General features: G+C 73.5%; 18 protein-coding genes. 15 read left to right on the top strand and 3 right to left on the bottom strand.

Annotated features, from left to right (window positions below; all coding sequences use genetic code 11):
- Window positions 1-137: 137 nt before the first annotated feature.
- From V2S66_RS18205 to V2S66_RS18185, 5 genes are all read left to right on the top strand, one after another.
- Entirely contained in the window at window positions 138-902 is a 765-nt protein-coding gene (locus V2S66_RS18205) for a GntR family transcriptional regulator (protein WP_330796708.1), read from the top strand.
- Between the two features lie 438 nt (window positions 903-1,340).
- Entirely contained in the window at window positions 1,341-2,411 is a 1,071-nt protein-coding gene (locus V2S66_RS18200; protein ID WP_330796706.1) for a glycoside hydrolase family 11 protein, read from the top strand.
- Window positions 2,412-2,552: 141 nt separating this feature from the next.
- A complete protein-coding gene (locus V2S66_RS18195) occupies window positions 2,553-3,605 on the top strand; it encodes a polysaccharide deacetylase family protein (protein WP_330796705.1) in 1,053 nt (350 codons plus the stop codon).
- 198 nt (window positions 3,606-3,803) lie between these two features.
- A complete protein-coding gene (gene sigJ / locus V2S66_RS18190) occupies window positions 3,804-4,760 on the top strand; it encodes an RNA polymerase sigma factor SigJ (protein WP_330796704.1) in 957 nt (318 codons plus the stop codon).
- Complete coding sequence (locus tag V2S66_RS18185) at window positions 4,745-5,455, top strand: hypothetical protein (RefSeq protein ID WP_330796702.1); 711 nt, start codon at window positions 4,745-4,747, stop codon at window positions 5,453-5,455. Before sigJ ends, V2S66_RS18185 begins: the two co-directional genes overlap by 16 nt.
- A 33-nt stretch (window positions 5,456-5,488) precedes the next feature.
- On the opposite strand, the gene V2S66_RS18180 is transcribed toward V2S66_RS18185, so the two are convergent.
- Window positions 5,489-6,694: an epoxide hydrolase family protein gene (locus tag V2S66_RS18180; protein ID WP_330796701.1), complete on the bottom strand. Its 1,206-nt coding sequence runs from the start codon at window positions 6,692-6,694 to the stop codon at window positions 5,489-5,491.
- 53 nt (window positions 6,695-6,747) lie between these two features.
- Between V2S66_RS18180 and V2S66_RS18175 the strand changes: the two genes are divergently transcribed.
- Window positions 6,748-7,431, top strand: coding sequence for a GOLPH3/VPS74 family protein (locus tag V2S66_RS18175; RefSeq protein WP_330796699.1), 684 nt, complete (start codon window positions 6,748-6,750; stop codon window positions 7,429-7,431).
- 189 nt (window positions 7,432-7,620) lie between these two features.
- Complete coding sequence (locus tag V2S66_RS18170) at window positions 7,621-8,259, top strand: flavin reductase family protein (protein ID WP_330796697.1); 639 nt, start codon at window positions 7,621-7,623, stop codon at window positions 8,257-8,259.
- Between the two features lie 84 nt (window positions 8,260-8,343).
- Here the strand turns inward: V2S66_RS18170 and V2S66_RS18165 are convergent, their stop codons facing one another.
- Window positions 8,344-9,696: an alpha/beta hydrolase family protein gene (locus V2S66_RS18165; RefSeq protein ID WP_330796695.1), complete on the bottom strand. Its 1,353-nt coding sequence runs from the start codon at window positions 9,694-9,696 to the stop codon at window positions 8,344-8,346.
- 550 nt (window positions 9,697-10,246) lie between these two features.
- Here V2S66_RS18165 and V2S66_RS18160 point away from each other — a divergent pair.
- The 6 genes from V2S66_RS18160 (at window position 10,247) to V2S66_RS18135 (ending at window position 16,691) form a co-directional block, all read left to right on the top strand.
- Window positions 10,247-11,431, top strand: a complete 1,185-nt coding sequence (locus V2S66_RS18160) for an LLM class flavin-dependent oxidoreductase (protein WP_330796694.1) — start codon at window positions 10,247-10,249, stop codon at window positions 11,429-11,431.
- 143 nt (window positions 11,432-11,574) lie between these two features.
- Window positions 11,575-12,402, top strand: a complete 828-nt coding sequence (locus V2S66_RS18155) for an alpha/beta fold hydrolase (RefSeq protein WP_330796692.1) — start codon at window positions 11,575-11,577, stop codon at window positions 12,400-12,402.
- A gap of 203 nt (window positions 12,403-12,605) precedes the next feature.
- Window positions 12,606-13,463, top strand: coding sequence for an ABC transporter ATP-binding protein (locus tag V2S66_RS18150; protein ID WP_330796690.1), 858 nt, complete (start codon window positions 12,606-12,608; stop codon window positions 13,461-13,463).
- Window positions 13,460-14,314, top strand: coding sequence for an ABC transporter permease (locus V2S66_RS18145; protein WP_330796688.1), 855 nt, complete (start codon window positions 13,460-13,462; stop codon window positions 14,312-14,314). The genes V2S66_RS18150 and V2S66_RS18145 overlap by 4 nt, the downstream gene beginning before the upstream one ends.
- Window positions 14,315-14,464: 150 nt before the next feature.
- Window positions 14,465-15,586 carry an ABC transporter substrate-binding protein gene (locus tag V2S66_RS18140; RefSeq protein ID WP_330796687.1) on the top strand — a complete coding sequence of 374 codons (1,122 nt, stop codon included), beginning with the start codon at window positions 14,465-14,467 and terminating at the stop codon, window positions 15,584-15,586.
- Between the two features lie 46 nt (window positions 15,587-15,632).
- Window positions 15,633-16,691 (top strand): LLM class flavin-dependent oxidoreductase, encoded by a 1,059-nt coding sequence (locus V2S66_RS18135; protein ID WP_330796686.1) that lies wholly within the window; start codon window positions 15,633-15,635, stop codon window positions 16,689-16,691.
- Between the two features lie 34 nt (window positions 16,692-16,725).
- Here the strand turns inward: V2S66_RS18135 and V2S66_RS18130 are convergent, their stop codons facing one another.
- Complete coding sequence (locus V2S66_RS18130) at window positions 16,726-17,316, bottom strand: cupin (RefSeq protein WP_330796684.1); 591 nt, start codon at window positions 17,314-17,316, stop codon at window positions 16,726-16,728.
- Between the two features lie 214 nt (window positions 17,317-17,530).
- Here V2S66_RS18130 and V2S66_RS18125 point away from each other — a divergent pair, with 214 nt between their 5' ends.
- Together V2S66_RS18125 and V2S66_RS18120 are read left to right on the top strand one after the other, a co-directional pair.
- The gene (locus V2S66_RS18125) at window positions 17,531-17,941 is read left to right on the top strand and encodes an RrF2 family transcriptional regulator (RefSeq protein ID WP_330796682.1); all 411 of its coding nucleotides are present in this window, start codon (window positions 17,531-17,533) and stop codon (window positions 17,939-17,941) included.
- A complete protein-coding gene (locus tag V2S66_RS18120) occupies window positions 17,938-18,882 on the top strand; it encodes a DsbA family oxidoreductase (RefSeq protein WP_330796681.1) in 945 nt (314 codons plus the stop codon). Before V2S66_RS18125 ends, V2S66_RS18120 begins: the two co-directional genes overlap by 4 nt.
- Window positions 18,883-19,063: the final 181 nt, after the last annotated feature.

Raw genomic sequence — 19,063 nt, 5'->3', positions numbered from 1 at the left:
ACACCGCCCCTTCCGTCGTGCTCCGGTGGATGCCGTCAAGGTACGCAGTGGACCGGCCGTGGCCAAGTGTGGTCTGCCGGACGGCAGCCCAACTGGTATGCGGCGGTACACTGCTGGCGACCGCCGGAAGGACTGCCGTGGGCACCGAGGCCGTACTGGGCAGCGCACCGCGACGGGCCGGCGGCGCCGACCCGCTGTGGTCGCAGACCGCCGACATCATCGCCGGGCGCGTCGAGCGCGGCGAACTCGCCGCAGGAGCCAGGCTTCCCGCCGAACGGGAGCTGTGCGCGCGGCTGGACATCTCCCGGGTGACCCTGCGCAAGGCGCTGGCCCACCTGGTGAACCGCGGCGTGCTCACCTCCTCGCACGGCCGCGGCTGGTTCGTCACCGCGGCGCCCGCCGCGCCGGAGCGGGAGTGGCCGAACGACCTGGAGTCGTTCACGGCCACCGCCCGCCGCAAGCGGATGCGCCCCGGCGCGCTGGTGCTGGGTCACGAGGTGGTCCCCGCCTCCCTCGACGTGGCCGAGCGGCTGCTGGTCCCGGCCGGGACGCCGCTGCTGCGGCTGGAGCGTGTGCGCACGCTCAACGATGTGCGGATCGCCGTCGACCTGTCCCTGGTGCCGGTGGCCCTGGCGCCCGGCCTGGAGCAGGCGGACTTCGCGACCGCCTCGCTCTTCGAGGAGCTGCGGGAGCGCGGTGTGCAACCTGACCGGTCCGTGGTGACGATCGAGGCGCGCGCCGCCGACCGGGCGCTGGCCGCGGAGCTGGAGATGGCCGAAGGCACCCCCGTGCTCGTCCTCGACCAGACCGTCTACGGCCGCGACCAGCGCCCCGCGCTGCTCTCCACCCTCCGCTACAGCGGCGAGCGCTACCGGCTGCGCACCACCTTCCAGCCCCGCTGAGCCCGCGGCGGTCGCCGAGAAGCCAGCGGAAGACGCTCGAAAGTTTCGGAATGTGCTGCCCCCTCCGCTGATCGTGGATTTCGGCTACCACTCGGAGTTCTTCCCGATAGTGCGCCGCTGTGCGCCGTCGACCTGCATGTATGGGTACTGGTGTGACCGGACCATTGCCGAACGTTTCGGAATTCATGCCGAAACCGTTGACAGCGGTTGAGCCCAGATCAACACTGTTCGCCGTCGACAGGCGTCAACCGCCGTCGGCCCGGGGCGTCATGACGCCCCGGTTCTCCGGCCGCCGCGCGCACGGCGGCCGGCTCAACCCGGCCGCGGCGGCCACGCCGGCGCGCGGTCGCCGCCATCCCCCCGGCTCTCGAGCGCCTCGCCGGGTGATGTCACGCCGCACGGCTTCCCTGCCCCCCACTCCCAGGAGGAAGCACGCACATGAACGACGCACCCGCACAACCGGCGCGCCGCGGACGCGGCCGCTCGGCACTGTTCGGCCTCAGCCGGCTCCGGCTGCTCCTCAGCGGCGCATGCGCGATCGTGCTCGTCGCCGTCGCCGCGATGATCATTCCCGGCACCGCCAACGCCGACACGGTGATCACCTCAAGCCAGACCGGCACCAACAACGGCTACTACTACTCGTTCTGGACCGACGGCGGCGGTTCCGTCTCGATGAACCTGGGGTCCGGAGGGAACTACAGCACGTCCTGGAGCAACGTCGGGAACTTCGTCGCGGGCAAGGGCTGGAGCACCGGAGGCCGCAAGAGCGTGGCCTACTCGGGCAGCTTCAACCCGTCCGGCAACGCCTACCTCTCGCTCTACGGATGGACCACCAACCCGCTCGTCGAGTACTACGTCGTCGACAACTACGGCACGTACAAGCCCACCGGCACGTACAAGGGCACCGTCACCAGCGACGGCGGCACCTACGACATCTACGAGACGCAGCGTGTCAACGCCCCGTCGATCATCGGCACGGCGACCTTCAACCAGTACTGGAGCGTCCGGCAGTCCAAGCGGACCGGCGGGACGATCACCACCGGCAACCACTTCGACGCGTGGGCGAGCCACGGCATGAACCTCGGCGCGTACAACTACATGATCCTCGCCACCGAGGGCTACCAGAGCAGCGGCAACTCCAGCATCACGCTGGACGGTTCCGGCACCACCGGCGGCTCGACCACCGGCGGTTCCACCACGGGTGGCACGACGACCGGTGGCACCACGGGCGGTACCGGCGGCGGCACGTGCAACGCGGCGCTGTCGGCGGGTCAGCAGTGGAGTGACCGGTACAACCTGAACGTGGCGGTGTCCGGTTCGAGCAACTGGACGGTGACGATGAACGTGCCGTCGCCGGAGAAGATCATCGCGAGCTGGAACATCAGCGCGAGCTATCCGAGCGCGCAGGTGCTGACCGCCAAACCCAACGGCAGCGGGAACAACTGGGGGGTGACCCTCCAGACCAACGGCGCCTGGACCTGGCCCACCGTCTCCTGCACCGCCGGCTGACCGTCGCGATCCGACGCACGGACCGCACCCCCGTGACATCCCGGAGCAGCCGGGGCGAACCGTTCTCCGGTGACCCCCGGCCCCCCGATCCCCGCCGGCGCCCGCGAGCGCGGCGCCGGCACAAGGAGGACCCGACCCCCCATGCGACACACGCCATCTGTCTCCGTCCGCTCCCTGGCCACCGGGCTCGCCGTCGCGGCGCTCGCCCTGGCGGGGACGCTCTCCCTCGGCGTCGGCGCCCCACCGTCGCACGCCGCCACCTGCAACGGGTACGTCGGACTCACCTTCGACGACGGCCCGTCCAACGACCACACCCCGTCCCTGCTCAACGCCCTCAAGCAGAACGGGCTGCGGGCCACGGTCTTCAACGAGGGCCAGTACGCGGCCGCTTACCCCGCGCAGGTCCAGGCCGAGGTCAACGCCGGCATGTGGGTCGGCAACCACAGCTACACCCACCCGCACCTGATCCAGGAGAGCCAGGCGCAGATCGACTCCGAGGTCTCCAGGACGCAGCAGGCCATCGCCGGTGCGGGCGGCGGCACACCGAAGCTGTTCCGCCCGCCGTACGGCGAGACCGACTCCACGCTCCAGGGGGTCGAGGCCAAGTACGGCCTGACCCAGGTGATCTGGGACATCGACTCGCAGGACTGGAACGGCGCGAGCACCGACGCGATCGTCCAGGCCAACGCCCGGCTCACCAACGGCCAGATCATCCTCATGCACGAGTGGCCCGCGAACACGCTCGCCGCGATCCCGCGGATCGCGCAGGGACTGGCCGCCCGCGGCCTGTGCGCCGGCATGATCTCGCCGCAGACCGGTCGGGCGGTCGCGCCGACGGGCGGCGGCTCGACCACGGGAGGCACCACCACGGGTGGCACGACGACCGGTGGCACGACGACCGGTGGCACCACGGGCGGTACCGGCGGCGGCAGTTGCACCGCCACGCTCTCGGCGGGTCAGCAGTGGAGTGACCGGTACAACCTGAACGTGGCGGTGTCCGGTTCGAGCAACTGGACGGTGACGATGAACGTGCCGTCGCCGGAGAAGATCATCGCGAGCTGGAACATCAGCGCGAGCTATCCGAGCGCGCAGGTGCTGACCGCCAAACCCAACGGCAGCGGCAACAACTGGGGGGTGACCCTGCAGACCAACGGCGCCTGGACCTGGCCCACCGTCTCCTGCACCGCCGGCTGACCGAGGGCGACCGCTCCCGTGGCGCGGCGGCCTCCCGGCTGCCGCGCCGCAGGAGTGCCGGGATCATGGGAGGGGCGGGCCACCGGCCGTACGGTGGAGGTGCGGCGCGTGCCGCGCGCCGTGCGCCGGCCTCACAGTCCGGCGCGCTGTGTCGTCGGAAGGGTGAGAGCGCACACGAGCGAGGGAGCCGGCGTTACCATGAGCAGCGAGTCGAGCACCGAGTCGAGCACCGAGTCCGAGGGGAACCCGTCACCCGATCCCGGCCTGAGCGCGGTCGTGAGCGAGCGGCGGCAGCTGATCAGTCTCGCGTACCGGCTCCTCGGTTCGCTGGCCGACGCCGAGGACGTCGTCCAGGAGACGTACGCCCGCTGGTACGCCATGACCCCGGAGCAGCGCGACGACGTCCGGAACACCGGCGCGTGGCTGACCACCGTCGCCAGCCGGATCTGCCTGGACCTGCTCGGCTCGGCCCGGGTCAGGCGGGAGAGCTACGTGGGCGAGTGGGTGCCGGAGCCGGTGCCCGGCGACACCGCCTGGATCGACGGATCGTCGCAGGCCACGACGGCGGACCCGGCGGACCGGGTCACCCTCGACGAGTCGCTCAGCATGGCCTTCCTCGTGGTGCTCGACTCGATGACCCCGGCCGAGCGGGTGGCGTTCATCCTGCACGACGTCTTCCGCTACTCCTTCGCCGAGGTGGCCGAGATCGTCGGCCGGACGCCGGCGGCCTGCCGCCAGCTGGCCTCCTCGGCCCGCCGCCGGATGAGCGCCACGCAGGGCCCGCCGACGCCCACCGCCCAGCGCGCCGAGGTCGTCAGGGACTTCAAGGAGGCGTGGGAGGCCAAGGACGTCGCCGCTCTCATCGGCCTTCTCGACCCCGACGCGAGGGTGGTCAGCGACGGCGGCGGCCTCGTCCCCGCCGCCCGGCAGCCCGTCGAGGGCGGCGAGCGGATCGCGCACTTCCTGGTCGACCTCATCGCGCGGGGGAGCGGCCTGGTGTTCCTGGAGCGTACGGTCAACGGCCAGCCCGGACTGGTGCTCCAGTACGAGGGCGCCACCAGCACGGTGATGGCCTTCGACATCGCGGCCGACCTGGTCACGCACATCTGGGCGGTGCGCAACCCCGAGAAGCTCCGGCCGTGGAGCGCGCCGTGACCCGCGCCGCGCCGCCCGCCGAGGCCGCGCCGCCCGCCGAGGCCGCGCCGCCCGTCGAGAACCCCGCCGCGAGGACACCGCAGCGCAACCGGGTCACCCCGATGGGGGACATCGAGGCGATCGCGCTGCGCGGCGCGTGGACGGGCAACCGCGGCATCCTCCACTCCGGCCGGCAGATCGTCCGCTTCCACGCGAGCGACCTGTGGATCACCTGCGCCCTGCGGTTCCGCGGCCGCCACCACGACGACCAGTGGCGGCCCGGCCACTACACCTTCCTGTACTTCCATGACGAGGCGGTCTCCTTCGCCGCCGGACACCGCCCCTGCGCGGAGTGCCGGCGCGCCGACTACACGGCCTACCGCGCCGCGTGGGCCGAGAGCCTGCGGATGCCGGAGCCGTCGGCTCGGGAGATGAACCGGCGGCTGCACGGCGAGCGGATCGTGCCCGGCACGCACCGCAGAAGGACCCACCCGATGCCCTGGGCCGACCTGCCCGACGGGACGTTCGTGCTGCCGCCCGGCGGCGTGCCCGCGGTCGTCCTCGGCGACCGGCTGACCGCGTGGACGACGGAAGGCTACGGAACGCGCAGCCGCAGACCGCGGCAGGGCGCGGCGCAGGTCGTCACGCCGCCCTCGACGGTGGCGGCGCTGCGGGCCGGATACCCCGTGCAGATCGACGGGTCGGCGCGCGGCTGAACGCCGCCCGCCCGCGGACCCGACCGCGGCCGGTCAGCCGGCGGCCGCCGCCCGGTAAGGGCGGAAGAACGCGCGCAGCTCCTGCGCGTACAGCTCGGGCTCCTCGAACGGCGCGAAGTGCCCGCCGCGCGCGGGCTCGGTGAACCGTACGGCGTTCGCGGTGCGTTCGGCCCAGGCGCGCGGCGGGCGGACGAGATCGCCCGGGAAGACCGAGAACCCGGACGGCGTCTCGACCCGGCGGGCGAGCTGCGCGGGCGCGATCGCCGCGTTCGCCCGGTACATGCGCATCGACGAGCCGATCGTCCCGGTGAACCAGTACAGCGAGACGAGCGTCAGGATCTCGTCCCTGGTGAAGCTGCGCTCGACGTCACCGCCGCAGTCGCTCCACGCCCGCAGCTTCTCCACGATCCAGGCGGCCAGCCCGGCCGGCGAGTCGGTCAGCCCGAAGGCCGCCGTCTGCGGCTTGGTGCGGTGCATGGCCGCGTACCCGCCCTCGGTGGCGCCCCAGGCCGCCGCGCCGTCGATCCAGGCGCGTTCCTCGGGCGCGAGGACGGCCGGGTCGCCGGCGAAGAAGGGCACACCCGCGTCGGTGCGGTGCACGGCCACCACCCGGTCGGGGTGGTCGAGCGCCAGATAGCGGCTGACGTGGCTGCCGATGTCACCGCCGGCCGCACCGAACCGCGGGTAGCCCAGCACCGTCATCAGCCGCGCCCACAGCCCGGCCACCGCGATGGAGTCGAGCGGCTGACCGGCCGGGCGGTCGGAGTACCCGTAGCCCGGCATGTCCGGCACCACGACGTCGAACGCGTCCGCCGGATCGGCGCCGTGCGCCGCGGGATCGGTCAGCAGCGGGACGACCTTCGTGTAGCGCCAGAAGGAGTCGGGCCAGCCGTGGCTGAGGACCAGTGGCAGCACCGGCCCGGACGGCGCGACGGCCCTGACGTGCACGAGATGGATGCCGAGGCCGTCGAGCGGGACCCGGAAGCGGGGGAGCCGGCCGAGCGCCGCCTCCTGCGCCGGCCAGTCGAAGCCGTCCGCCCAGTAGGCGACGAGTTCGCGGAGGTAGCCCAGGTCGGTGCCGAGCGACCAGCCGGCGTCCTCCGGCGCGTCCGGCCAGCGTGTCGCGCGCAGCCGGGACCGCAGGTCCGCGAGCGCCGCCGGGCCGGTCCGCGAGGTGAACGGCTCGGGGACGGGCTGGACGTCTCCGGGTTGGGCGTCTCCGGGTTGGGCGTTCGGCATGCGTCGATCCTAAGCACCACGTGCGGTCGGGCCGGGATCGCTACGCTGGGCGGGTGGAGTTGACCCCTGCCGAGGAACTGCTGCTCGTGTGCAGCAGCACGACCAACGGGCGGCTGTCGGCCCGCGAGCCGTGCACCATCGCGGTGGCGGGCGCGGTGCTGGTGGAGCTGGCGCTGCACGGCCGCGTCGTGGTGCGTGAGCGCCGCCTCATCGCCGTGGACGGTGGGGACGACGGCCGGCTCGGCGGCCAGGTGGGGCCGCGGGCCGAGGAGTGGTGGAAGCGCGTCCGGGCGCATGACCGCACCCGGCAGCCCCGCTACTGGGTCCGCGCCGCGGTGACCGACAAGGTGTACGCCAAGGTGCGGTCCGGGCTCGGCGACCGCGGCCTCCTACGGTCGGAGCGGCGCCGCGCACTCGGGCTGTTCCCGTACACCCGCTGGACGGTGACGGACCCGGCGGCCGTCCTCGGGATACGCGAGCGCATGGCGCGCGCGGTGAGCGGCGGCGGCGCCGACGAGCGCACCGTCGCGCTGGTCCTGCTCGCCGACGCGGGCCAACTGTCCCGCGCGCTCCTGCCGCGGGCGGACCGCCGCAGCCGCAAGGAGACGCTCAAGAAGCTCTCCCAGGGCCCGTGGACGGGCGAGGAGACGGGAGAGGCGGTCCGCGCGGTCGCCAAGGCCGTGGGCGCGGTCGTCTCCGCCGCCCAGGCGGCGCACGCCGCGCAGGCATCCGGCTGACGGGGCGTCCGGCGCACACGTGATCCGCGCGGGACGGACCCGGCCCGGCGGCGCACCGCGGAACGCCGTGTCCGACAGCCGACAGCATCCTTGATCGGGTTCGCCGAGGGTGGGAGGCGGCCCGCAGCGCGTACGACCCCGTGGTCGGCGGCGGGCCCCTTCGGCTCCGATCGCGTGAAAGGCGACGACATGCATGTGGTTCCCGGCCTCAAGGTGCTCTACTTCGGGACTCCCGTGGTGCTGATCAGCTCCCGCAACGACGACGGCACCGCCAACCTCGCCCCGATGTCCTCCGCATGGTGGCTCAACCAGTCCTGCGTGCTCGGCCTCGGCAGCAGCAGCCAGACGACGGCGAACCTGCTGCGGGAGGGCGAGTGCGTGCTCAACCTGCCGTCGTCGTCGATGGCCGGCGCCGTCGACCGGCTCGCGCTCACCACGCGAAGGCCCGTCATCCCGGAGTACAAGCTCCGGCAGGGATACCGCTACGAGGAGGAGAAGTTCGCGCTCGCCGGGCTGACCGAGCAGGCGTCGGAGGTCGTCGCGCCGCCGCGCGTCGCCGAGTGCCCGGTGCAGATGGAGTGCAGGGTGGTCGCCCACCACCCCGTCGGCGGCGCCGACGGGCGCGCGACCGCCTTCGAGGTCGAGGTGGTGCGCGCGCACGTCGAGGAGCGACTGGTCATCCCCGGCACGCACTACGTGGACCCGGTCGGCTGGGACCCGCTGATCATGAAGTTCTGCGAGTTCTTCGGCGGCGGCGCCCACGTGCACCCGTCGCGGCTCGCCGAAGGGTGGCGGATGCCGCATCCCCCGCTGCCCGCCGCCGTCTGACGCGTGGCCGGCCCGCGGCGTCCCCGCCCGCCGGAGACCGACGGCCCCGGGCCGGCGGGTGGCAGCCCGGGACCGGCCCGCGGCTCAGCCGGCCTCGGGCCGGAGCGGCGCGCAGTCCGCTGCGGTGCGCCCGGAGTGCTCGGCGAGGAAGGCCAGCACGTCGCACACGGAGGCGGCGAGCACCTCGTCGTGTCCGGCGCCCGGATACGTGCGCTCCTCGACCGCGGGCGAGCCGAGGGCCTCCAGCCGCCGGGTCACCTCGGCGGTCCAGTCCACCGGCACGTCCTGGTCGTCCTCGCCCTGGACGACCAGGACCGGCTGGCGGATCGCCGCGCGGTCCGGGTCGCCGTACGCGCCCATCTCCGCTCCCAGCCGGTCGGCCGCCTCGCCGGTCAGCGGCAGCTCCTCGTCGGTCGACACGCCGTCCAGCGCCGTGTACCCGGCCTGCTGGCAGACCGCCAGCACCCGCTCCGCGATCCGGTAGGCGGACGGCCCGAGCAGGGCGGGCAGGCGGACCGAGGGGTCGGTGGCAGCCAGACCGGCCAGCGAGTAGAGGGCGAAGGACAGGTCGGAGGACACATGGGAGGCGGCGACGCCCGGCAGCATCTCCTCCAGATGGCTGGCCGGCGCCATCGCGACGGCGCCGGCCAGCCGCAGTCCGGGAGCGCGCCGTGCCGCGCGGGCCGCGAAGAGCGCGGCCTGCCCGCCCTGGGAGTGGCCCATGGCGAACCAGGTCGTGGAGAGGCCCGGCACCAGACGGCGGGCCGCGGTGACGATGTCGACGACGGCGTTCCCCTCGTCGGCGCCGACCAGGTAGGTGTGCGTGCCGGGCGTGCCGAGGCCCGGGTAGTCCGAGGCGGTCACCGCGTATCCGGCCCGCAGCAGGGCGGTGAGCTGCTGGGCGTAGACGTCGAACCCGAGGTTCGGCGACTGCGAGGGGGCGCACATGTCGGCGACGCCGGTGGTGCCGTGCCCCCAGGAGACCACAGGGCGGCCGCCGCTCGGCGCCGGGCCGGCCGGCACGAGGACGGTGCCGCTGACGGGGACGTCGGCGCCGTGGGCGTCGAGGGAGTGGTAGAGGACCGTCCAGCGCCGGGCGTCGGCGAAGCGGTGGTCGGGACCGAGATCGGTGGCGGCGATCAGGGTGCCCGGCGCGGCCGCCGGCAGGGGGCGCGGCACCTGGTAGGCGTGGCCGGTGACGACGACGGCGGGGACCGCGATCAGCCCCGGCCCCTCCGGCGGGCCCGCACTGCCGGACGGTTCAGCGGCGCACGCGACCGCGCCGGCGGCGAGGACGGCGGCGGCGACCCCGGCGGCGAGCGGCCGCCGCGCCCGGACGCGCCGGGCCGGAGCCCGCCGTCCGGCGGCCCCCGGGGCGTGGTGGCCGGCGCTGCTCTGGCTGTCCTTGGCGTCCGGGGCTCGGCGGAGGACTCTCACGGTGGGCGGTCCTTCACGTCGTCCGGCGGTCGGCACGGCCCACCGTGCCGCCGCCCGGCGCGCGGTGCAACGCGCAGCACCGCGGCGCGGCGGAAGTCCCGCTCAAGGGAGTAGCGGAAGACCGGAACGAGGGAGTGCCGGCGGCGCCCGAGGGCCCCGGCGCCCTCGGCCCTTGGGCGGCGCGGCGCGCGACGCACGGGGGCCGACTTAATTCAGAGAGTCGCATTGTTGCCACTCCGGATCGGCGACCTGAGACTGGACGCATGAGCGAGCCGAAGCGGAGCCTGCGGAACGCCGCCCCGGGCGCTCCGGGCGTGCACCGCTCGCGTGCCGCCGCAGGTCCGGCGGGCGCCCGCGCGCCGCGCTCGCGCTGTTGTCGCTGACCCGCGCGACCCGCCGCCGCCCTTCCCCCGGCTGAGTCCCCGACCGCCGGACCCCTCTCCGGCGGTCCCCCCGCCGGACCCTCTCCACCGTGCCCCTCTCCGCCGCGCCCGGCGCCTCTCGTGCGCGCCCGGCCGCACCCTCCCGACACGCAGCGATCGGACGCGCCATGAGCCCCGAATTCCTCTGGTACATCCCCAACACGGTCACGCCCGGTCACCGCGGCGACGACACGACGGCGGGCTGGGGGTCGATCGAGTTCTCGACCGAGCTGGCCCGCGCCGCGGAGGACCACGGCTGGGGCGGCGCACTGCTCGGCACCGGCTGGGGGCGCCCCGACACCTTCACGGTCGCCACGGCGCTGGCGGCGCGCACCACGACGTTCAAACCGCTGATCGCGATCCGCCCCGGCTACTGGGAGCCGGCGAACTTCGCCGGCGCGGCCGCCACGCTCGACCAGCTCAGCCGCGGTCGCGTACTCGTCAACATCGTGAGCGGCCTGGACAACCCGGCCGCGTACGGCGACACCACCGTCGACCCCGCTCAACGGTACGGGCGCACCCAGGAGTTCCTGCACCTCGTACGCCGTCTGTGGACCGAGGAGGAGGTCACCTTCGCGGGGCGGCACTACCAGGTCACCGGGTCCACGGTCGCGCCGCGGCCGTACCGCACCGGTGAACGGGCCCACCCCACGCTCTACTTCGGCGGCGCCTCGGAAGCCGCCGAGCGGGTGTCCGCGGCCGAGGCCGACGTGCAGCTCTTCTGGGGCGAGCCGCTGGACGGGATCGCCGAACGCGTCGACCGGCTCAGGACGCTGAGCGCGCGGGTGGGGCGCCGGCACCGGCCGCTGGAGTTCGGGCTGCGCATCACGACCGTGGTGCGCGACACCACCGAGGAGGCGTGGCGCGCCGCGCAGGAGAAGGTCGCGAAGATGGCCGCCGACGCCGGCGGGACCGCCTGGACCGGAAACCGCAGGACGGCCGTCGGGCAGCAGCGGCTCCTCGACCTCGCCGCGCGCGGCGAGGTGCTCGACAGCTGCCTCTACACCACCCCCGGCAGGTTCGGCGGCGGCGGCGCGGGCACGACCTGGCTCGTCGGCTCCCCGGACGACGTGGCCGCGGCCCTGATCCGCTACCGCGCGCTCGGCGTCACCCACTTCGTGCTGTCCGACACCCCCTACCGCGACGAGATCGGCCGGATCGGCGACCGGCTGCTCCCGCTGCTGCGCGAGCCGGCCGGCCGCCGGCCGGACCGCCCCTCGGATGCGGAGCGCCCGGCCACGGGTCACAGTGGGAAGGAGGGCCATTTCGCGACGGCGGGCGACGCCCTGCCGTACCGCCCCCGCCTGGGATGACGCCCGGCACCGATCGGCACAGCGCGTACGGTACGGCCCGGTGCGCGGGCGCGGCACGGCCGGCGGCCCGGCTGCCGCGGCGATCGCGGACCCGGAGTGGTCCTCGTCCGATCCACGACGCACACCGGAGGACGGAATCGCTCATGGGAACCTTCACGACCGCTGACGGCACCGAGATCTTCTACAAGGACTGGGGGAGCGGCCGACCCGTCGTGTTCAGCCACGGCTGGCCGCTGAACGCCGACGCCTGGGACGACCAGGTGAATCTGGTCGCGCAGAACGGGTATCGCGCGGTGGCGCACGACCGGCGGGGCGGCGGGCGCTCCGCCCAGACCTGGCAGGGCAACGACCTCGACACGTACGCGGACGACCTCGGGCAGTTGCTGGAGGAGCTGGACCTGCGGGACGTGGTGCTCGTCGGCCACTCCACCGGCGGCGGCGAGGTCGCGCGGTGCGCGGCCGGGCGCGGCGCCTCACGGGTCTCGAAGCTGCTGCTGCTCAGCGCGATCCCGCCGCTGATGCTCAAGACGGCGAACAACCCCGAGGGTCTGCCCATCGAGGTGTTCGACGAGATCCGCCAGGGCGTGCTCACCGACAGGTCGCAGTTCTACCAGGACCTCAGCGCGGCCTTCTACGGCGCCAACCGGGACGGCAACCAGGTCTCGGAGGGGGTCAGGGACATGTTCTGGCTGTGGAGCATGACGGTCGGCATCAAGGGCGCGTACGACTGCGTCAAGGCGTTCTCCGAGACCGACCTGACCGAGGACCTCCAGCGGATCAGCGTCCCCACGCTGATCATCCACGGCGACGACGACCAGATCGTGCCGATCGTGGCAGCCGGCGAGAAGTCCGTGAAGCTCGTCAAGGACTCCGAGTTGAAGGTCTACCCGGGCGCGCCGCACGGCCTGATGTCGGTCGCGCCCTACAAGGAGCGGTTCCACCAGGACCTGCTGGCGTTCCTCGCGAGCTGACCTGCCGGGTCGGCCCGGTGAGCTGACCTCGCGGACCCCTCACCCGGCCGCACGGCCGCCGGCGGCGCGGCCGAAACAGCTACGGTGCGCCAAGTGACCGCGCGTATCCGGTCGCGGCCCTGGGCAGGAACCAGGCCCAGGGCCGGAGTCACGCTCTCCGGCTTCCAGGATCGGGCCGGTGCGCCCGCGACACGGTGGGGAGCGTGAAGGTGCTGCAAGCGCCTGCGTTGGAGCTGCGGTCCGTGCGGCGGGCCTACGGGTCGGGGCCGTCCGCGACGGTCGCTCTCGACGATGTCCGACTGACGGTGCCGCCCGGCCGCTTCGTCAGCCTCATCGGGCCCAGCGGCTGCGGGAAGTCGACGCTGCTGCGGCTCGTCGCCGGCCTGGAGCGGCCCGACCGCGGTGACGTCCGGGTGCACGGCGTCACACCGGCCAAGGCCTGCGCGGCGAAGATGATCGGCCTGGTGCCGCAGACCCCGGCCCTGCTGCCGTGGATGTCCGTGCTGCGGAACGTCACGCTGCCGCAGAAGATCAACCCCGGCGCCGGCCGGCGCCGCAAGGAGATCGCCGCCTCCATCGGGCGCGACAGCGCAGGGACCGCCCCCGACATGCGCGAACTCCTCGCCGAGGCGAGACTCGGCGACGTCGTGCACAAGCTTCCGGCCGAGCTGTCCGGCGGGATGCGGCAGCGCGTGGCGATCGTGCGCGCCTTCGGCCTGCGGCCCGACGTGCTCGTCATGGACGAGCCCTTCTCGGCGCTCGACGAGTTCACCCGCGAGAGCCTCCAGGACCAACTGCTCCGGTTGTGGGACGAGTTGCGGACGACAGTGCTGTTCGTCACCCACTCCGTGTCCGAGGCGGTCCGGCTCTCCGACACCGTGGTCGTGATGGCGCCTAATCCCGGCCGGATCGTGGAGAGCATCGACGTCGACCTGCCCCGCCCCCGCGGCGAACGGCTCTTCGCGGAGCGCCGGTTCCACGCGTACGAGGACCTCGTCAGAGACCGGCTGCGGCGCGCCTGGCACGGCGACGCCGCGTCGGCGGGGGGTTCGAGGGCATGACCGTGGCCGACGAACGGACCCCGGTGACGCCCGGGGCGGAGCCGCCCACGGAACCCCCGCGCTTCGGCCCGCGCCGTCCGGGGTCGCGGTGGGCCTGGGTCCGCCCCTCGGTGTGGCTGCCGCTGACGGTGATGCTCGCGGTCCTCTCCGCGCTCTGGCAGTACGGCGCGAGGAGGCTGCCCTATCTGCTGCCGTCGCTGCCCGACGTCGGCAGATCGCTCGGCGCGAACCCCGGCTACTACGTCCACAACGCCCTCGTCACGCTGGGCGAGGCGACCGCGGGGCTCGCCATGGGGTTCGTCGCCGCCTTCCTCCTCGCGGTGCTGACCAGCGAACTCCCGCTCGTCCACCGGGCGGTGATGCCGATCGCGGTGGTGCTCAACGTCACCCCGCTGGTCGCGATCGCACCGGCGCTGGTGGTGGCCTTCGGGTTCGGCCCGCTGCCCAAGCTGATCATCACCGGCCTGATCTGCTTCTTCCCGATTCTCATCAACACCGCGGCCGGCCTGCGGTCGGTGCCGCTGCCCGTACTCCAGGTGTACCGGACGATGGACGCGGGCCGCGTCGAACTGCTCTGGCACCTGCGCATCCCCCACGCGCTGCCGTTCCTCTTCGCCGCGCTGCGCATCGTGCTCCCGCTGTCGATCATCGGCGCGGTGGTGGCGGAGATGTCGGCGGCCGGGTCGACCCGCGGGCTCGGCACGGCGATCAGCGTCGCCTCGTCGATGAACCAACTGCCGGTCGTCTACGCGTCGATCGCCGTCCTCGCGTTCATGGGCGTGCTGCTCCTGCTCGCCGTCAGCCTCGTGGAGCGGCGTGCCCTGCACTGGCACGACGGCCGCCAGGACTGAACGCCACCGAGCGGGCGCCGCGCCCGCGATCCAGGGTGTCGTCCTCGTCCGCGTCCTTCTCCTCGTCCTTGTCTCGTTACTCGTTACTCGTTACTCGATCCCTGTCCTCGTCCGCGCCGCAGTCGCGCGTCGCCACCTCGGGAGTCACCCATGCAGCACCGCCTGATCAGGTCCGCGGCCGCGGGCCTCGCCGCCGTCGTGCTGAGCGTCGGCCTCGCCGGATGCGGCTCCGGGTCGGGGTCCGGCGGCAACGGGTCCCCGGGCACGAAGGGTTCCGCGATCTCCGCCAAGGGCTGCGCCGAGAACAAGGCCGCCGGCAAGATCACGTATCTGTCCGGCTACCAGTACCAGTCGTCGGCGTCGATCCTCGAATACGTCGCCGCCGCCAAGCTCGGCTACTTCGACGACCTGTGCCTCGACGTCGATCTCAAGCCGGGCACCGGTGACACGGCGCAGAACACCAAGCTGCTGGCCAGCGGGCAGGCGAAGGTGTCCGCCGTCGCCGAACAGGACCTCATCCAGGCCCGCGCCAACGGCATCGACATCGTGGGCGTCTCCTCGTACTCCGACGCGGGCCTCGACATCCTGATGACCAACAAGGACATCACCCGGCTCCCCCAGCTCGACGGCAAGGTGGTCGGCCACAAGGGGTACGTGCCCGCCGCCGTCGAGGCGATGCTCGTCAAGGCCGGCGTCACCTGGGGCTCGCTCAAGCTCGTGAAGGAGGGCTACGACCCCTCGGTGCTGCCGCGCAGGCAGGGCGGCCTCGAAGCGCTCACCGGATTCGTCTCCAACGAGCCCAACCAGCTCCGCGCGGCCGGCAAGGACGTCACCGTCTGGAAGCCCGTCGACTACGGCATCCCCAGCTCGCTGGGCGCGATGGCCGTCAACCCGGCGTTCGCCAAGGCGCATCCGCGCGCGGTCGAGGACGTCCTGCGGGCGGCGCTGCACGCGTACGCCTACTGCTCGTCCGGCGAGAAGCACATCGAGGAGTGCGTCGGCTACGCGGCGCGGCTGTCCGGCCCGACGTACGACAAGAAGCTCAACGCGAGCATCTGGAAGACCGAGACCCAGGTGGTCAGGGACAACCCGACGCCCGGCCTGCCGCTCGGCGCCGTCGACCCCGCCAACGTCGGGCGGATCGTCGACATGCTGCACCAGTTCAGGATCGTGCCGGCCGGCGTGAGCGCCGACGAGGCCAGGAGGTGGTTCGACACGTCGTTCGTCAGCGGCCTCTACGCCGACGGCAAGCTCGTCTGGCCCGCCCCGTAACCGGCCTGCCGCAGCGGTTCGGGCATCGAACGGAAAGGTGCTCCACGTGCCCGCGAAAGAGTACGGAGTCTTCCTCCCGATCGGGAACGGCGGATGGATGCTGTCCACGACCGCGCCGCACCCCGAGGCGAGCTACCGATGGAACAGGCGCGCCGCCGTGCACGCGGAGAGCATCGGGCTCGACTTCATCATGTCGATGGCCAAGTGGCGCGGCTTCGGCGGCACCACCGACCACTGGGGGCGCTCCCTGGAGTCGATGACGATGATGGCGGCGCTCGCCGAGGCCACCACCCGGGTCAGGATCTGGGCCACCCTGCACGCGAACGTCCACCACCCCGCCGTCGCGGCGAAGATGCTCGCCACCCTCCAGGACGTCTCCGGCGGCCGGGCCGGCCTGAACATCGTCAACGGCTCCTACGCCGGGGAGTTCGAGCAGTTCGGCCTCTGGGACCCGGAACTGAGCCACGAGGACCGCTACCGGATGACGGAGCTGTGGACGGAGGCGGTGTGCCGGCTGTGGACCGAGCCCTCGGTCACCATGCACACCCCCTACTTCGACCTCGTCGACTGCGAGTCCCGCCCGCACCCGGCGGTCCCGCCGACCCTCATCAGCGCCGGCAAGTCCGAGGACGCGCGCCGCTTCCAGGCCCGGTACGCCGACGGCGCCTTCCTGGCCGCCGAGAGCCTGGAGGAGATGAAGGCGCTCTCGGCGGACGTCCATGCCCGGTCGAAGGCGAACGGCCGGGTCTGCAGGACCTACTCGATGCTCACCGTCGTGCAGGACGAGACCGACGCACTGGCGGCGGCGAAGGTCAGGCGGTGGAGCGCCGGACTCGACCGGGAGGCGCTGGCCCGTATGCGCGGGAGCTGGGGCGTGCCCGAGGACCAGGCCCGCGCGTGGGCCGAAGGCGCGCAGGGCGAGGCGGCGTTCCAGACCGCGTACGTCGCCGGTTCGGCGCGGACGGTGATCGACCACATCGGGTACATCGTGCACGAGGCGGATCTGGACGGCCTGATGCTGATCTTCCCGTCGTACGACGAGGACATGCTGCTGTTCGGGGAGACCGTGCTGCCGGCCCTGCGCGCTCGCGACGCGCGGAGCTGACCGCGGCCGGGGTCAGCCCGCCCGCGGGGAGGGGTCAGCCGGGCTGCCCGGTCCGCCCGCCGTCGAGCGGGGCCGTCGACGGGTCCAGGACGTACAGGCCGGGGAGGTTGACCACCACGGCCTCCTGGGTGCTGCGGGCGATCACCACCACGGCCTCCTCGTCGGGGTCGGGGTTCTCCTCGCGGTGCGGCACGAACGGCGGCACGAAGACGTAGTCGCCGGGCGAGGTGCGCAGCCGCACCTCCTGCGGACCGCCGGCGCCGCTCCCGTCCGCCGAGCCGGCGTCCGCCTCGGCCAGGAACACGAACTCCGGGTGGCCGCTGACCACGTAGATGGCGGTCTCGGACGCCCCGTGGTGGTGGTCGGCGGACGCGGTGGACGGCGAGACGTGCGTCCGGCCCATCCACATCCGCTCCGATCCGACCCGGGCGCCGCTGATCGCGGCGAACCGCCGCATCCCGCCGGTCTGCGCGGTGTCCCCGTCCAGGTCGTCGGCGCGGATGTGGTGCACGCGCACGCGGGCCGCGCCGTGCGGATCGGGGGACCCCTGAGGGTGCCCGGTCAGGTCCGGGTGGAAGCCGTCGTGGTCGGCGGAGCCGTGGGACGGGGCCGGCGGTGCGGTCATCGGGGACGTCCTGGGGGTCGGGCGCGGACCGGCCGAGGGGACCGGCGGGGGGCCGGCCGGGGGCGACGACCGGAGGACCGGCGGAGGCCGGCCGCTGCCAGGACCGTAGGAGGCGCGCGGAAAGGATGTCAAGAGGTGTCCATTGGGTGTCACCTGCCCTTACCTCGCCACGACCGGTTCCCCTGCGGGCCGTCGCGCGGTGATAATAGTGCGCATGCATATATCGGCGAAGGCGGACTATGCCGTTCGGGCGCTGCTCGAACTCGCCCGTGACCAGGGCCGCCCGCTCACCTGCGAGTCGATCGCCTCCTCGCAGGAGATCCCGTTCCGGTTCCTCAAATCCGTGGTGGGCGACCTGCGGCGGGCCGGTCTGGTGCGCAGCCAGCGCGGCTGCGAGGGCGGTTACTGGCTGGGCCGTGAGCCCGCCGAGATCAACCTGCTGGAGATCGCGGTCGCCGTCGACGGCGAGTTGATGACGCTGCGCGGGGACCCGCTGCTCGGACTCGACTACCCGGGGCCGGCCGCGGGGCTTCCCGACGTGTGGCGCTCCGTCGAGGAGGGCGCCCGCCGCATCCTGGCCGGGACCACCCTCGCCTCGCTGCTCGCCGAGCGGGCCCCGGTGTGACCGCCGAGGCGGCGGCCGAGGCCGGGACCGACGTCGAAGTCGTCGAGTACACCGACCCGTTGTGCCCCTGGGCCTGGGGATCGGAGCCCGCCTTCCGGTGGTTGCGCGCGGTGCTCGGCGGCCGGGGAACCTGGCGGCGGGTGTACGCGATCCTCTTCGACACCGGCGACGACCCGGCCCCCGACCCGGCCGCGGAGGCTGCCTGGTACGGGCGGTACATCGCCGAGGTGTGCGGTCACACCGGCGCCCCGCACGCGGAGCGGCTGGACCGGGTGGCGCTCACCAGCTGGCCCGCCTCGCTGGCCGCACGGGCCGCCGAGACCCAGGGCGCCGAGGTGGCCGAGCGGGTGCTGCGCCGGCTGCGCGAGTCCGAGTTCGTGCTCGGCGCGCCGGCCGACACCGCGGCGCGGGTACAGGCGTGCCTGCGCGGCGTTCACGGCCTCGACGTGCAACGGCTGCGCGCCGACGCGGAGTCGGCGGCCGTGGCGGCCTCCGTGCACGCCGACCGCGCGGAGGCCCGCGACCCGCTGCCCGAGGTGCTGGGGCTCGACGGCCCGCCGCCGCACCCGGGCGGCGCCAAGGAACTCGACGGCGGGCAGCGCCGCTACGCCCTGCCGACGCTGCTGCTGCGCGGACCCGGCGGCTGCCGCGTGGTGCCGGGCTGGCGCCCGCCGCAGGTCTACGCCGAGGCGCTGCGGCAGGTCTGCCCCGGCCCCTGGGAGGTGCCGCAGCGGCTGTCCGCCGACCGCGCGCTGGAGATCCACCGGAGCCTGAGCGTACGGGAGTTGTCGCTGCTCACCGCCGACGGCCCGCCGCCCTCGCGGGCGTTGCGCGTGGAGACCGCCGGAGGCCCGCTGTGGCTGCATCCGGAGGAGGCCGCGGGGCACCCCGCCCTGCTCAGCGGGCGTCCGGGAGATGAGACACCTTTTGGTGTCCATTGACAGTGAGTGGGGTTCACCCCCACGATGAGCGCATGCTGAAGACGCACCCCGCCGTGGTGTGCCGCTACGTGGACTTCCGGCGCACCTCCAGCGCTCTCTGTCGCTGACCCGCCGCACCGGCCCGTACGCCGGCCCGTTCCGCACGCCGGAACCTCCTCCCGTACTCCCGCGCCGCCCGCGT

This window comes from Actinacidiphila polyblastidii (genome assembly GCF_036353415.1).
GTDB lineage: Bacteria > Actinomycetota > Actinomycetes > Streptomycetales > Streptomycetaceae > Actinacidiphila > Actinacidiphila polyblastidii.
Note: the sequence above shows the minus strand (reverse complement) of the source record. Positions and strands in the feature narration are given on the sequence as shown.

What these genes read in the sequence shown, in the direction of transcription:
- V2S66_RS18200 (WP_330796706.1), top strand. Translation starts at nt 1,341, where the DNA reads ATGAACGACGCACCCGCACAACCGGCGCGCCGCGGACGCGGCCGCTCG.
- V2S66_RS18140 (WP_330796687.1), top strand. Translation starts at nt 14,465, where the DNA reads ATGCAGCACCGCCTGATCAGGTCCGCGGCCGCGGGCCTCGCCGCCGTC.
- V2S66_RS18125 (WP_330796682.1), top strand. Translation starts at nt 17,531, where the DNA reads ATGCATATATCGGCGAAGGCGGACTATGCCGTTCGGGCGCTGCTCGAA.
- V2S66_RS18170 (WP_330796697.1), top strand. Translation starts at nt 7,621, where the DNA reads ATGCATGTGGTTCCCGGCCTCAAGGTGCTCTACTTCGGGACTCCCGTG.
- V2S66_RS18145 (WP_330796688.1), top strand. Translation starts at nt 13,460, where the DNA reads ATGACCGTGGCCGACGAACGGACCCCGGTGACGCCCGGGGCGGAGCCG.
- V2S66_RS18155 (WP_330796692.1), top strand. Translation starts at nt 11,575, where the DNA reads ATGGGAACCTTCACGACCGCTGACGGCACCGAGATCTTCTACAAGGAC.
- sigJ (WP_330796704.1), top strand. Translation starts at nt 3,804, where the DNA reads ATGAGCAGCGAGTCGAGCACCGAGTCGAGCACCGAGTCCGAGGGGAAC.
- V2S66_RS18195 (WP_330796705.1), top strand. Translation starts at nt 2,553, where the DNA reads ATGCGACACACGCCATCTGTCTCCGTCCGCTCCCTGGCCACCGGGCTC.
- V2S66_RS18160 (WP_330796694.1), top strand. Translation starts at nt 10,247, where the DNA reads ATGAGCCCCGAATTCCTCTGGTACATCCCCAACACGGTCACGCCCGGT.
- V2S66_RS18180 (WP_330796701.1), bottom strand. Translation starts at nt 6,694, where the DNA reads ATGCCGAACGCCCAACCCGGAGACGCCCAACCCGGAGACGTCCAGCCC.
- V2S66_RS18130 (WP_330796684.1), bottom strand. Translation starts at nt 17,316, where the DNA reads ATGACCGCACCGCCGGCCCCGTCCCACGGCTCCGCCGACCACGACGGC.